We start from the raw sequence: 14,623 nt of genomic DNA on the forward strand, positions 1-14,623 counted from the left end.
TACTGCATTCATACTAATTCATTATTATACAAGGAGGAGACGATTCATGAAACCATTTCATCCAAATCGACGGGTCGTCTGTCTTTTTTTATGCGGAACATTGCTAGTTTCTACTACCATTATTCCTTCTGCTTCCTCTGTTGCTGCTTCTGTCTCTACGTCCTCTTCGCAATCTGCTCCAAGTACGGATCAGTTAGATGAGCAAACGCGTGTCCTACTGGAAGATAGCCTTTCGGTACACGAGCTAGATCAGGAAATTGCTAGAGTACAGCAAGAACAGCAGACAGCACAGCATCATTATCGACAATTGGAAAAAGATCTAGTCGTTCGGCAACATGATCTGGATCAAGCAAGGCAACAATCAGATCGTGTGCTTATTGCCTATTATACTGGGGAACGGGAACAGCTTTGGGCAGCATTGTTTAGTACAGGCAGCTTATCTGGGATGATTACCTTTTATGAATATTATCGTATGATTATTGATCATGACCATGACATCATGCAATCATACCAGCAGCAATATAACGATTTGCAATCCAAGCGAAATGAGCTTGCCAATACATCAGCGGAATTGCAACAAATCGGTACTCGCCTTCAAGAACAGAAAACGCGTGTTGTCAGTTTACAAAGCCGGATCCATCAAGGACTGGCTGGTTCATCCAATGCAGAGGTCACTCGCCAACTCATGGATGAGTTCAATTCATACTGGGAAAATGTTGGTTTATATGAAGTGAAAAATTATTTCCGTATTTTAGCTCGTTCGATGGATCAGTTTCCTTCTTTTTTACAATCCCAGCCAGATGCTATTCAGATGAATGGACGAAATTACACGATCACGATCAGCGAACAGCAATTGAACGACTTTTTGCATCAACAAGGAGGCATGCCGGATAGTTTTCAATTTCATTTTACTGATCAGGGCATTGTAGTGAACGGTTCAGAAGGAAACCTGAAGCTGGAGATTACCGGGCATTATGAAGTCGAAGAGCAGCCGCAAAATGCACTTCGATTCCGAGTGGACGGTCTTGTGTTCAACGGTTTAAGATTACCAGATACAACGAGCCAAACGTTAGAAAATCAGTTTGATCTCGGCTTTTATCCGGGACAGATTATTTCCTACTTAAAAGCGAGACAGGTGATCATGACGGGACAGACTATGCGCATTGAATTACAATTATCGCTTTGATAATCATCGAATGTATCGCAAAATAAAAACGCCGAGCTGCAAATTGCAGTCGGCGTTTTGTCTATACTGTTTATGCTATACATCATAGAGCATGGATTGGGAACATTGATGCTCTACGTGCATATTGATGATCTACGTGCATATTGATAATCTACGTTCACAACGATGATCTACTTGTATCATGTAGTGAAGCTTCGTGCACTGTAACCTGTAGTTTATAGAAGATCGGCGGCAAGTTGAGCGAGTTTGGAGCGTTCGCCTTTTTCCAGCGTAATGTGACCACTGATACCTTCTTGTTTAAAATGCTCTACCACATGAGTCAATCCGTTACTGATCGAATCAAGATACGGATGGTCAATCTGATCGGGATCACCGACAAGCACGATTTTACTACCTTCGCCGACACGAGATACGATCGTTTTCACTTCATGACGAGATAAATTTTGCGCTTCATCAATAATGATAAACTGTCCTGGGATCGAGCGACCACGAATATACGTGAGTGCTTCTACTTGAATGCTACCTAGTCCCATCAGGATTTTATCAATATCGCCAGCTTTTTTCGTATCAAACAGGAATTCCAAATTGTCGTAAATCGGTTGCATCCAAGGACGAAGTTTCTCGTCTTTTTCACCCGGTAAATAACCGATATCTTTGCCCATCGGAACAACTGGACGGGCAATGAGCAGCTTTTTATACTTTTGCTCGTCCTCTACTTTGGAAAGAGAAGCGGCGAGGGCGAGCAGCGTTTTACCAGTTCCCGCTTTACCGTTAATTGTCACGAGCGGAATATCATCATTGAGTAGCAATTCCAATGCCATACGTTGCTGTGCATTACGAGCAGCAATTCCCCATACCGGTTCGTTACTGAGGAATAGTGGTTCCAGGCGGCTACTATCTGCATTGACTTTTAATAGTGCAGATTTGGCACTACCCATTTCGTCTTTTAAAATCACAAATTCATTCGGATGTAACGTATAGCTTAAATGTAAGGAAGCAACCGGCAAAAACCGATGACTATAAAATTCATCAATGACAGATGGATGCACTTGCAGCGTTGTATAGCCAGTATACATCTCATTCGGCTCAGCAGCGCGGTCTGACAAATAATCTTCCGTTTGTACACCGAGTACATCCGCTTTGACCCGAACAAGCACATCTTTGCTGACCAGAACTACATGGCGACCGCTATGCGCTTCATCTTCTTCCATTTTGTAATTCAGTGCAACGGCGAGAATGCGATTATCATTCGTAATCTCACCAAACATCTCCTGCACTCGTGCAAAGCTGCGATGGTTCAGTTCCACGCGCAGTGTGCCGCCACTTTCCAGTTGTACACCATCATGCAGATGACCTATTTCACGCAGAGCGTCCAATGAACGGGACACACCACGGGCATTTCGACCAATCTCGTCGGCATTTCGTTTTTTGGAATCAATCTCTTCCAAGACGACAGCGGGGATAATCACATCATTTTCCTCAAAAGCGAAAATGGCATTCGGATCGTGAAGAAGCACATTGGTATCCAATACAAAAATCTTTTTCATGGAGATTCCCCCCTGGGTACGAATTGTTTGTGATCTCTGATGCCTCCAGTTGATGCTTCCCGCTTCCTGAACCGCCAAGCCTCACCCTCCTCTGAATGAAAAACAAAAAAGCCTGGCTGTGTTCAAAGCCAGACCTTTCCCGTCCAATATACAGGTGAATTATATTCATTTCCTTGAACATCCCCATGACAACAGACGTGGGCGCAACCTGTTATAGCGCAACAGGTAACAACGGTGAAGTTTACGATCGTGTATGTCCATTGCGGCATAATAAGAACCCCCAGTCACTTGCTTGAATGTCTGAAAAGGTGGATGCAAGCATAGTATAGCACAAATATTCCGCATGTAAAACTTGTGGATTGCACCTCTTATTTCACTCCAAAGTGCCTGAGTCTCTTACTTGCCCTTCTATCAGCAAACAATCCGTCCGTTCGATTATAATGCCCCTTGCTAGAATGTATACTCATCTATCTATACTGTGAACAGCAATTGCAACCAGTCCGTATTGAATATGTTACGAAAAACAAAAAACGTCCTATACCTTCTCCTATGTAGGAAAAGATACAGGACGTTTATATTACACACTCATTCCGTTATTGCGTTGCAGTTGAACTGCCTGTAGTTTCCGTAGTCGATGTGCTATCAAACTGATCAGTATGAGTTGCCGTACCACTCAGCTCTTCTTGCAATGCTTGCTTCGCATTGGCAAGTTCAGTTTCGTTAATATACACATACGGACTGCGCCAGTCGCCGGTAACCGGCATGTACTTGATATTCGCTTTTGGAATATTCCAGTACGTTGTCAGCAGGTTCGTAAATTGGCTACCTTCGATATCTGTTTCCATATTATCGTCTACAGATTGGATAATCGAACTGAGCTTCGTTACACCACTGAATGACTGAATTTTGTCGACAACCGAATTCAGTACTTCATTCTGACGTTTGTTCCGATCAAAGTCACTGGATTCCTGCGTACGCGGACTACAGCCGCTACCGGAGTGACGATAACGCACATAACCAAGTGCTTTCTCGCCGTCCAAGTGTTGTTGACCTTTTTTGATATTGATATTAGTGCCATCGGCGTTATCAATATAACACATATCCATCGTTGCATTGACGTCCACGCCACCAACCGCATTAACTACATCACTGAAGCCCTGGAAGTTGAGAATGGTCGTATAATCAATATCGACATTCAAGTATTTACCCAGCATCGTCTGCATTTCCTGCATCGCGGTGTCAGTGCCTTCTTTTTTATCCTTGGCGTAAAACTTCGGATAATACGAATTGAGCTTGTTCGGAATATAACCTTCCAGCTGGAAGTATGTATCCCGTGGCAGGGAAACAATCGTTGCCGATTTGGTATCCGGATTAAGCGTAGCTACCATCACGACGTCCGTCAGACGCGTTCCGGTCTCTTTGCGATAATCGGTTCCGAGCAGCATCATTGTAATCGGCTTTTCCTTTGCCGATTTCTCTGGCACTCTCGTATCAACCACACCGGTATTCGGCGTTGTACCTGTACCGCCGGCTTTGCCATCAAACATGTTCTCAACCTGGTAATACAGGTAGCCTGCATACCCCATAACGCCAACAATAGCCAGCAGAATGATAATTAGCAGAACCTGCATAAAGCGCTTGAAGCCGCTTGCTTTTTTCTTTTGCTTTTTCTTGGACTTGGAAGCGCTTGTCTTCTGCGTCTTGCCCCCCGCACGCGGCGGCAGTCCACCTGTCGTCGTACTCATTGCTCTCAACACCTGTTCCATCGTATTTAGCGTTTGACTTAAAAAACGCGAGGTCTGATACAAATGACTTCTGCAAATCACCATACCCTACCTACTTAGATAAGGGAAGGTGACTGAACCATGGACACTGATGTTGTCAGTGTGTAGTTCAGCCACCTAATATAATGAACAATTCAGGCTACAATTGCAACTTAACGGCCAGCTTCCGCAGTTTTGCGGTGTTTCTCCGCACGCTCGCGCTCACTCTTGTTAAGGATTTTCTTACGCAGGCGAATCGCTTTTGGCGTAATTTCGCAATATTCGTCGTCATTCAGATATTCCAGTGCTTGCTCAAGAGAGAACAGACGTGGAGTTTTCATTTTGACGGTGTCGTCTTTGGTTGCGGAACGTACGTTAGTCAGTTGTTTTTCCTTACAAATGTTTACGACGATGTCGTTATCACGTGTATGCTCACCAACGATCATGCCTTCGTAGATCTCAGCGCCCGGTTCAACGAACAGTGTACCGCGATCTTCAACAGACAGAATACCGTACAGTGTGGAAGAACCATTTTCACTGGAAACGAGTACGCCCTGGTGACGTCCGCCAACTTGACCAGCTACGAGTGGACCATAGCTATCAAACGCGTGGTTCATAATACCGTAACCGCGAGTCAGTGTCAGGAAGTACGTACGATAACCGATCAGACCGCGTGCTGGAATCAAGAATTCCAGACGAACTTGACCAGAACCGTTGTTCACCATGTTTACCATTTCAGCTTTACGTGTTCCGAGACTTTCCATAACGGAACCCATGCTTTCTTCTGGTACGTCAATCATCAGACGCTCGATTGGCTCCATGCGTACGCCGTCGATCTCGCGCACGATAACTTCAGGCTTGGATACTTGCAGCTCGTAGCCTTCACGACGCATGTTCTCGATCAGAATACCGAGGTGAAGCTCACCACGACCGGATACAACATAAGCGTCCGGGCTATCAGTTTCGTCAACGCGCAGACTCACGTCTGTTTCCAATTCTTTGAACAGGCGATCGCGCAGACGACGGGATGTTACCCATTTGCCTTCGCGCCCAGCGAATGGACTGTTGTTAACGAGGAATGTCATTTGCAGTGTCGGCTCGTCGATTTTCAGAACCGGCAATGCTTCTGGATTTTGTGAATCGGCGATCGTTTCACCGATGTTGATGTCTTTGATACCAGCGATTGCGATAATGTCACCGCCGCCTGCTTCTTCAACTTCAACACGCTTCAGACCTTGGAAACCGAACAGTTTCTCGATACGAGCGGTTTTTTTCTGACCTTCACGATTGATAACTGTTACAGATTGACCTTGACGGATAACACCACGGTTTACACGACCAACCGCGATACGTCCCAGATATTCGTTATAGTCCATCAGGGTAACGAGGAATTGCAGTGGTTGTTCTACGTCCTCAGTCGGTGCCGGAATGTGGCTAACAACCGTTTCGTAGATTGCTTGCATGTTATCGTCCTGTTTTGCAGGTTCGTCTTCCATGCTGGATGTACCGTTCAGTGCGGATGCGTACACAACTGGGAAGTCCAGTTGCTCATCATTCGCGCCCAGCTCGATAAACAGTTCCAGTACTTCATCGATAACTTCAGCCGGACGTGCTGCCGGACGGTCGATTTTGTTCACGACAACGATTGGAGTCAAGTTGTGCTCCAATGCTTTGCGCAGAACGAATTTGGTTTGTGGCATACAACCTTCATAAGCGTCTACGACGAGCAGTACACCGTCAACCATTTTCATAATACGTTCCACTTCACCGCCAAAGTCGGCGTGTCCTGGTGTATCCACGATGTTGATCAGATAGTCTTTATAGGTAATTGCTGTATTTTTAGCCAAAATCGTAATACCGCGTTCGCGTTCCAGATCGTTAGAATCCATTGCGCGCTCCTGCAAAGTCTCGTGATCACGGAAAATGCCGGATTGTTGCAACAGTTTGTCCACCAGCGTTGTTTTACCGTGGTCAACGTGGGCAATAATGGCGATATTGCGGATGTTTTCTCTCAAATGCATAAAATTCTCCAAATCCTCTCCATAAAATGAGCGTCGGTCATTAAAGCCGACGCTCTACTATTTATTATGAAAACCAATGAAAACCGTCATTCCTAAATTGATTCATTATTCATTATACGTTATAAATCGCATAAAGCAAGAAAAATCGGTTCATAAACGCGGTCTTTTATACCCGTTTTGCGTAAAAAAGATCCAGCCTACACTAACAACTAACAAAATTGCAATGATATATAGTAATGCACTCCCTAGAATACTGATCAGTAGCAGGACAGCGGATAATAAACCTAACAATATCGCTGCGATCCCAATTCGACCATCTACTCGGAAAGGTGACATCGCATAGTATTCGTACAGTCCGAGTGCAATCCCCGTAATCAGCAGCGGCCACAAATAATCCATCAGCCACCAGCCCCATGTATTACAGAGGAAGAATAAAACACCATATACTGTCAGTATGCCCGCTGGCACCAGTAGATAAGACGGAATGCTGCGGCTAAAATAAAAGAGTTGCAACATAATACCTGGCAGTAAAATAAGCAGCGGCCAAAACGCATGTCCCACAAAGCTGAAAAATCCCAGTTTACCAAGCAAAATAATGAGTCCCGCTACAATCATCCCTATGACAATTTTCCCCTGGTTGCGATTCATTGTGATCCCCCCTGTTCTCCGGCATTTCTAATACGAGTATGACAAATGTTCATGTCGTTCTCATGAACAAATACATGCGCTCTATCTTCCTTTATTATGGCACAGCATTCATGCCTATGCGCCGATAAGATTAGCAGCAACATCATGTGGAACGTTTGAGCGATCCGGCGTTCTGGTTATTATTAGATCATGTGCAACGTAATTCATTGTTCATACGTATGCTTTAACATAACTTTTATTTAAAGCCATACGCCTGTTTGTTACAGTCTATATGATCTGTTTGCAGAACATTCTCTGATGATCATGTACCTGCTTATTATATCGGTCAATCTGTAGCCAAATTGGAGTCTGACGGACAAATGAACATATTTATAATCAAGGAGTGAACAATATGGATATTACTCAGGCGACATTTTGGCTTTCTCTACTCAATATTATTTTTATCGACCTGATCCTTGCTGGTGATAATGCGATTGTCATTGGATTGGCTGCTCGCAAACTGCCGCAACAAACTCAGAAAAAAGCGATCTTGTACGGTATGCTTGGTGCGGTTATTATCCGTATTGCGGCAACCGTAGTCGTTGTATGGTTGCTGCAAATTCCGTGGTTACTCGTTGTCGGCGGAGTATTGCTGATCGCAATTGCCTACAAGCTGCTGACTGACAATGACGATCATAATGATGTCAAAGCTGGTACATCGCTCTGGAGCGCAGTATGGACAATCATTGTTGCCGATGCGGCGATGGGGCTGGACAATGTTATTGCTGTTGCCGGTGCTGCCAATCAGCATATTGGACTGGTTATTATCGGTCTTTGTATCAGTGTACCGATTGTAGTATGGGGAAGTACGATCTTTATCAAATTGACAACACGGTTCCCATGGATCATCTATGTTGGTAGTGCGGTGCTTGCTTATACTGCTTCGCATATGATCACAGAGGAAAGTCGTTTGGATTCTATCTTCGGCGCTCATCCATTATGGAGCTGGATCTTTATTGCTTTTATCATGATCGGTGTTCTACTCGCTGGGTACTTGCGTAATCGCCAAGTGGCAGGACGTACAAGTGAAACGAGCGATTAAGTGGAACGTTTTGAATATGGAAATTAGCGAATTTAAATTTTAACATCGACGCATTGAGATGCGTTGCGATAAACGAGTATGCTTGCATACAAATTGCCGCAAATTCAGCGTCTGCTTGTATGATAGTAATGGTAGATCACAACAGTACATGCGAATTGATAAACAAAGCTTCCACTGAGCTATCAGGGAATAGTCGCCACTCTATAGTAAAAAGCCGCCAGATCAGCGCTCTCAGTCGAGCGAATCCGGCGGCTTTTTTGTTCATGCTTTATACTTTTATATACTTTCACATCATATAGAAAAAGCTGTCATCACAATGCCGATGTCCCTTTTGTTCTTTTGTTGCAATTCCATCTTTGTACCGCTACTGCCACTATCTTTTAACACACTCAGGGTTCCTGTTAAAACCAGTCATTCTCTTCTGTCGCCCCAACTGCTGATACTACCGGTGACATACCTGGTGTAATTTCGATCAGCTCTGTCTGCTCCACGGCACGCGCAATCATCTCGTCCATCTCCAAATGCTGCTCAATCTTCTCTACAATCCAGCGGTTCGGATTGGTCGCCGGTGAGCGCGGTACAAATAGCGTACAGCAATCTTCATACGGCAAAATGGACAAATCGTACGTACCGATACGCTGCGCCACCTCGATAATCTCATCCTTGCCTTGCATCACAAGCGGACGCAGTACAGGCAGTTCAGTCGCACGTTCAATGACGTTCATACTATTCAGCGTCTGACTGGCTACCTGTCCCAGACTTTCGCCAGTTACAATGGCAAGTGCTTTGCGATCTTCTGCTAGACGCGTCGTAATACGCAACATGGCGCGCCGCATGAGTGTAATCATCAAGTTATCCTGACCGGTTGTCGTAAAGGCAGTTTGAATTTCGGTAAAAGGCACTACATGCAGCTTGATCTTACCTGCAAAGCCAGATAGCACACGCGTCAGATCAACGACCTTTTCCTTAGCACGCTCACTTGTAAATGGGTAGCTATGGAAATGCACACATTCGATCTCCAAACCGCGTTTCATAGCGTACCAACCTGCTACCGGGCTGTCGATACCGCCGGACAGCATCAGCATCGCTTTCCCGTTACTGCCCCGTGGAAATCCGCCAACAGCAGGAATGATCTGGCTATAAATGTACGCCGCATCTTCGCGTACTTCCACACGCAGCTCAACTTGTGGTTGGCGTACATCTACCTTTAGCAGTGGATGCTCGCGCAATACTGGTGAGCTAATCAGTCGATTCAACTCGTGTGATGAATGAGGGAACGCCTTCCATACACGCTTAGCGGTGACTTTGAACGTAGTCTCTTGCTGCAAATGATATTCAGCGATCAGATTCAGTGCTGCTTGAATGATCTGATCTAGTTCTGGCTCCGTCTGCTTGACCGGAATGATATCCACGATACCGAATATATTTTTCAGTTTATCAATATATTGCTCTGCTGGAATGTCACCCGTCTGTACATACATTCTGCCATATTCACGGTGTAAACGTGCCTGTGGATATGGCCTTAGTACTTCGCGTACATGCTCAGCAATCGTTTTCTCAAAACGTCCTCTGTTTTTGCCTTTTAATGTGATCTCGCCCAGTCTGAGCATCAAGCGATCTATATGTTCCATCATTGAATTGATCTCCTCTCAAGCGGTCGCAATGCAGTGACTACCTGTTTCAGTGCTGCTGCCAATTGCTGTATATCCTGTGCTGTATGTTCATCACCAAGGCTGATACGAATACCACCAGTTGCCTGCTCTGGATTCATGCCCATAGACAGCAATACCCGACTTGGTTGTGCACGGCGTGACGAGCAAGCCGATTGGGTGGATACAAGATAGCCTTGCTGCTCCAAACTATGCAGTACAACTTCTGCCTTCATTCCAGGATACGTAAAATGCACAATATGTGGTGCCGGATATGTCACATCCGTTAATACCAGACCGGGGATATCGGCGATGTGCGAACGCAACTCGTCCGATTGCGCAGACCAATGTTGTTGCTGCTGTGGTTGGCGTTCAGCAGCCAATCGCAGTGCTTTGGTCATACCTGCAATACCGGCTACATGCTCTGTACCGGAACGATACCCTTGTTCCTGTCCTCCACCTGCTAGTAGTGGAAACAGTTCTGTACCTTGACGTGCATACAGCAGTCCTGTACCGCGCGGTCCGCGCAATTTGTGTGCGGACAGGCTGTATAGATCAATGATCCCTGTGTGCAATGGCAGAGCGGCAATTTTGCCAAATGCCTGTACACCATCCACATGAATCACTGCACGTGGATAGTGCTGTCGAATCCAGCGCGCTGCTGCTTCTACTAGTTGGATCGCTCCGGTTTCATTGTTCACATGCATCATACTGAACAGAATCGTATCCGGTCGAAAAGCCTGCTGAATCCGTTCCAAAGATACGGTTCCATCCGGCTCAGGATTCACATAGCTAACATCAAAACCGATCTGCTCCAATTGACGGCATGACTCATATACCGAAGCATGCTCAATGCTTGTCGTTACAATATGCCCCTGCATTCGGCCCCGACGCATAGCCGCACCTTTGATCGCCAAATTGTTGCTTTCCGTGGCGCCGGATGTAAAAATCAATTCCTGCGGCTGCACACCAAGTATACCCGCACTCACCTCACGCGCACGACGCAGCAAACGATCCGCTTCTTCACCGTAGCGATGCAACGAAGACGGATTGCCGTAATGCTGCTGCATCATGTCGGACATAACGCGTACAACCTCGGGATACGGAGGTGTCGTTGCCGCATAATCAAAATATTTCATCTGACATTCCTCCTGCAATCTCGGAATTAACAAGCAAAAAGATCAAAGAAGGAGGTCATGCTCCACTCTTTGATCTCTGGTTTATATGCAATGAAGTTCATCGTTTCGCCAGGACAGGATTTCACCCACTGTGTCTTAGTATATCATAACACGCGCGTATTGACTGCCCTGCATGAAACAGAATCTTTGTATGACAAGTACTCCGTTTACTTCAAAATAGAAACGCAGCATATGCAGTTACAGTGCGTATTTTTGCTGTGCCGTTTCTACTTTGCTAATATAGCGCTGGGTTTCTTTTGGCAATTGATCAAATTTAGCCATCAGTTCCTGATCATTCGTAATACCAAGGCGTTGCAGACGACCTGGACCGGCATTGTAAGCAGCCAGTGCCGTTTTGATGTTATTGTCATAGCGCTTCAGTTGATACGAGATATATTTGGTTCCACCATCGATATTTTGCGCTGGGTCAAACGAATTGCTTACACCTAAGCCTGCTGCGGTTCCGTCCATCAGCTGCATTAACCCTTTGGCACCAGCTGAAGATCCCGCGTTCGGGTTAAAGGAAGATTCTACATCGATAATACCTTTGATCAATGATTCTGGAATGCCGTATTTGCTACTGGCTGTACTGATAATGTCGTTATAGGCGGTATCTTTGCTTGCACCGCTACTACTCAATCCTTGCAAAGTAGACAGGCTATTGCTCAAAGCGCTACTTCCATCTGTTCCACCGATACCTGCCGAAGATAACAAACTTCCCAGATTGCTACTAGAATCTACCGCGCCAAGACGAGCTGTTAATGTAGAGCTGTCCGGGTCTACATCCGGCAACTGGTCAAAGTTTTGCCACGGGTCTACTGAGCCTACAGTCGCTGCACTGCTACTTGCACCGTACGTATTGCCCGCTACTGTTGTAGCTGTACCGTCAGATAGCAACTTTGCCATTGTAGTCATACTGGAACCGGAGCTGGAGCCTTTGGCATCGCTTGATGTACCAAGATTCTGATCCAGCATCATTTGAAACAGCTGATCTGTATCGTCGGTATTAACATCCACCCCATCTGTACTGCCTCCACCGGAAGCATTCAAATATCGCATTTCCAGCAACTGTTTTGCCGTATTTGCATCGATTTGCATGTGCGCTGTATCTCCTGTCTGTTTATCAAGATTGGATTTGTAAAACGAGTGATTGTATATTTTAAAAAGCAAAGTAGTTGTTTATGTGTAAGGTGAGTATAGAGTATGGATCGTGTCGTTTGTAGTCGTGTGATGGTATGCTTTTATTTTACTGGCTTTTCCGTACTCCTGCTATAAGAAGAACGGGGGATTCTTGCATGTTGAAGCTTCCTAAAAAGCGAGTATTCTCACTAATTTGTCGATAGTAGGTGCTGGATGCAGCATGTATAGAATATCTAATATAAGATTTAGTAGGAACTACTTCCCGGTTATAGCCAGGGCAGTATTCGTTTTTTGCACGCGAATGATGCTTCACTTACTATATTTTCGTCATTTATATCGTTTTTTTGAATAACAGCAGCATTTATTTTTTACGAACAATGTTCTAAAGGCAATTCTGATGCAAATTGTTAGATACATTGTGTAGCGATTATAAGGAGTCATTTCGCAGATTTTACTAGTCGTTCTGCTAATCATTATGTAGTGACAAATAGCGCCCTGTAGTGACTACTTAGTACAGAATGGCTCTACATGATATACATTCTGATAAAATCATAAATTGAAATCATTTATTGCTATGGAATATTTGTGTAATTAAAAATAACCTTAAAGGATATTTATAACTACACATATGACTTATTTCTAACAACAAACGATATTGCTGCACATGTAAAGTCATATTTTCTCCTATCCATTCTTTTATGTGAACATCTATACAGCTATCATTGTGATTTCGCTACACTCTGCCTCCTGTTCTTCCATCTAATATGCTCACACTAAAAAAGGATGCCCTAATGGCATCCTTTATGTTCATTTTCATTGTTATGCAGCGCAGTGCCAATTAAGCGTGGCGTTGATTCATACGGCGCTGGGTCAGGTAATCACTTTCATAGTAAGCTAGGTCATCGCGCAGTTCTTCGAATGTTCTAGTTACTTCCAGGATGATATCTTTTACCGGTTTGACCGGAGTTTGACGGAAACGGATGGCTTCCTGTCCAGTATAAGCGTAACGTCCATCTTCGGAATAGCACTCATTTTTGGGATAGAAAAAGCTGTTTATGCACTGATGATACGTGTTATACAATGCTTTTTCGGCAGCATCTACGTCAAAATTAGCGCGGCGCAGAACGACTCCAAGTTTTTCATAAGCAACTTCGGAAAATACAAGCAAGTGGCGCAGATCTGCTAGAAATCCTTTGTAAAAAGGAGCAGTCTCTTGACCTTGCTCTGATGCCAATGTATTCAAGGCATACTCATTTAGGAAATTCTCAAGTTTCTCAATGGCCGGTTTCAACTTTTCCCTGGTGCTTTCACTCAATTTGTGGACATTTGCAGCTGACATATCTGTAGCTCCCCCTTAATTGGTTCCTTCAAACCGGGTTGTATCATACGGAATATAACCCTGATTTACAATCCATCCTATCATATCCTACATGCAAAATCATATATTCATTGTTTAACCAGACCTCACATGGATGAAAACCCATCGCATCAACTTATCAGCTGATGAATGGTTTAATATCATATAGATTACTTTGATTTCCCTTAACAATCAAGATGTATGACAGGTTTGATCAAAAACTTTAATCACTCGGCTTCCTTGTGCCAAGAAATCAATATCACCTGATAAACTCCCGCAAAAAAGCGGCGCATCTCCCAATTATATCGGAAAATGCACCGCTCATTGAATAGCGGGTATAAAATTAGCCGGTTCCCTACAACTTGATCCTACCTATTAGCATGGTATCAAGTACATGATTATATCGTTTGTAACACAAACTCATTGAATGATAAGGATAACCGGCTATATCTGTATACATAACATACAAATAGCGTGGCGTTAGTGGGGAAAGCTTCTCATAAGCCGGGTTCTGTACCAGTTGTGGTTCAATCGGGAACTACCCTCCCACTTTTGGTGACAATCATCTATCTAGGCCAAACATTGCTGATTGGCTCCAGCGACCAACCTCGATACACCTCGGGCGAAGGCTGCTTCTCCGTGAAGAGAAGCTGTATCTCTTTAGGTCTTGCTCCAGATGGGGTTTACCAGGAACGAAGTCACCAGCGTTCCTCGGGGTCTCTTACACCTCGGTTCCATCCTTGCCTGTGACGAAATACCATTCCGTCCATCGGCGGTCCATTTCTGTGGCACTATCCTTCAGTTTGCACTGACTGGACGTTATCCAGCACCCTGCCCTGCGGAGCCCGGACTTTCCTCCCGTGGTCTCTCAACCACCGGCGATTGTCTGTTAAACTTTCCGTAAACGCAACACTCTAGATTATATAATTTTCTGATGAACGTGACAAGAGGCAAATTCAATTTTCATTTTTATATGCTTGGTCAGCTTGGAAGTTTAATATAAAAATCCGTTCATCTTTGATAGCATGCGTATATGCAATGTGTATATCGAAT

General features: G+C 44.6%; 10 protein-coding genes and 1 other RNA gene. 2 read left to right on the forward strand and 9 right to left on the reverse strand.

The features are described from left to right. The first annotated feature begins 46 nt into the window (after window positions 1-46). Entirely contained in the window at window positions 47-1,186 is a 1,140-nt protein-coding gene (locus tag ACE3MZ_RS16275) for a hypothetical protein (RefSeq protein ID WP_411343188.1), read from the forward strand. 215 nt (window positions 1,187-1,401) lie between these two features. Here ACE3MZ_RS16275 and ACE3MZ_RS16280 read toward each other — a convergent pair whose 3' ends face one another. The 4 genes from ACE3MZ_RS16280 to ACE3MZ_RS16295 all read right to left on the reverse strand — a co-directional run bounded on the left by ACE3MZ_RS16280 (window position 1,402) and on the right by ACE3MZ_RS16295 (window position 7,165). Beyond that, on the reverse strand, window positions 1,402-2,733 hold the full coding sequence (locus tag ACE3MZ_RS16280) for a PhoH family protein (RefSeq protein WP_411343189.1): 1,332 nt from the start codon (window positions 2,731-2,733) through the stop codon (window positions 1,402-1,404). Between the two features lie 593 nt (window positions 2,734-3,326). Then, the gene (locus ACE3MZ_RS16285) at window positions 3,327-4,478 is read right to left on the reverse strand and encodes an LCP family protein (RefSeq protein WP_411343190.1); all 1,152 of its coding nucleotides are present in this window, start codon (window positions 4,476-4,478) and stop codon (window positions 3,327-3,329) included. Window positions 4,479-4,669: 191 nt separating this feature from the next. Continuing rightward, window positions 4,670-6,517, reverse strand: a complete 1,848-nt coding sequence (gene typA, locus ACE3MZ_RS16290; RefSeq protein ID WP_411343191.1) for a translational GTPase TypA — start codon at window positions 6,515-6,517, stop codon at window positions 4,670-4,672. A gap of 150 nt (window positions 6,518-6,667) precedes the next feature. Next, complete coding sequence (locus ACE3MZ_RS16295) at window positions 6,668-7,165, reverse strand: hypothetical protein (RefSeq protein ID WP_411343192.1); 498 nt, start codon at window positions 7,163-7,165, stop codon at window positions 6,668-6,670. Window positions 7,166-7,556: 391 nt separating this feature from the next. Here ACE3MZ_RS16295 and ACE3MZ_RS16300 point away from each other — a divergent pair, with 391 nt between their 5' ends. Next, a complete protein-coding gene (locus ACE3MZ_RS16300; protein WP_411343193.1) occupies window positions 7,557-8,246 on the forward strand; it encodes a TerC family protein in 690 nt (229 codons plus the stop codon). Window positions 8,247-8,647: 401 nt separating this feature from the next. On the opposite strand, the gene thiI is transcribed toward ACE3MZ_RS16300, so the two are convergent. The 5 genes from thiI to rnpB form a co-directional block, all read right to left on the reverse strand. Further along, complete coding sequence (gene thiI / locus ACE3MZ_RS16305; RefSeq protein ID WP_411346822.1) at window positions 8,648-9,877, reverse strand: tRNA uracil 4-sulfurtransferase ThiI; 1,230 nt, start codon at window positions 9,875-9,877, stop codon at window positions 8,648-8,650. Next, window positions 9,877-11,034, reverse strand: a complete 1,158-nt coding sequence (locus ACE3MZ_RS16310; protein WP_411343194.1) for a cysteine desulfurase family protein — start codon at window positions 11,032-11,034, stop codon at window positions 9,877-9,879. Before ACE3MZ_RS16310 ends, thiI begins: the two co-directional genes overlap by 1 nt. 237 nt (window positions 11,035-11,271) lie before the next feature. Next, the gene (locus ACE3MZ_RS16315; protein WP_411343195.1) at window positions 11,272-12,171 is read right to left on the reverse strand and encodes a lytic transglycosylase domain-containing protein; all 900 of its coding nucleotides are present in this window, start codon (window positions 12,169-12,171) and stop codon (window positions 11,272-11,274) included. 880 nt (window positions 12,172-13,051) lie between these two features. Next, on the reverse strand, window positions 13,052-13,552 hold the full coding sequence (locus ACE3MZ_RS16320; protein WP_411343196.1) for a YpuI family protein: 501 nt from the start codon (window positions 13,550-13,552) through the stop codon (window positions 13,052-13,054). A 503-nt stretch (window positions 13,553-14,055) separates the two neighbouring features. Continuing rightward, an RNA gene (rnpB, locus tag ACE3MZ_RS16325) (RNase P RNA component class A) lies at window positions 14,056-14,468 on the reverse strand. Between the last annotated feature and the right edge of the window lie 155 nt (window positions 14,469-14,623).

This window comes from Paenibacillus sp. WLX1005 (genome assembly GCF_046603685.1).
GTDB lineage: Bacteria > Bacillota > Bacilli > Paenibacillales > Paenibacillaceae > Saccharibacillus.

Coding starts and splice junctions, on each gene's coding strand:
- ACE3MZ_RS16275 (WP_411343188.1), top strand. CDS start 47: ATGAAACCATTTCATCCAAATCGACGGGTCGTCTGTCTTTTTTTATGC.
- ACE3MZ_RS16280 (WP_411343189.1), bottom strand. CDS start 2,733: ATGAAAAAGATTTTTGTATTGGATACCAATGTGCTTCTTCACGATCCG.
- ACE3MZ_RS16285 (WP_411343190.1), bottom strand. CDS start 4,478: ATGAGTACGACGACAGGTGGACTGCCGCCGCGTGCGGGGGGCAAGACG.
- typA (WP_411343191.1), bottom strand. CDS start 6,517: ATGCATTTGAGAGAAAACATCCGCAATATCGCCATTATTGCCCACGTT.
- ACE3MZ_RS16295 (WP_411343192.1), bottom strand. CDS start 7,165: ATGAATCGCAACCAGGGGAAAATTGTCATAGGGATGATTGTAGCGGGA.
- ACE3MZ_RS16300 (WP_411343193.1), top strand. CDS start 7,557: ATGGATATTACTCAGGCGACATTTTGGCTTTCTCTACTCAATATTATT.
- thiI (WP_411346822.1), bottom strand. CDS start 9,877: ATGGAACATATAGATCGCTTGATGCTCAGACTGGGCGAGATCACATTA.
- ACE3MZ_RS16310 (WP_411343194.1), bottom strand. CDS start 11,034: ATGAAATATTTTGATTATGCGGCAACGACACCTCCGTATCCCGAGGTT.
- ACE3MZ_RS16315 (WP_411343195.1), bottom strand. CDS start 12,171: ATGCAAATCGATGCAAATACGGCAAAACAGTTGCTGGAAATGCGATAT.
- ACE3MZ_RS16320 (WP_411343196.1), bottom strand. CDS start 13,552: ATGTCAGCTGCAAATGTCCACAAATTGAGTGAAAGCACCAGGGAAAAG.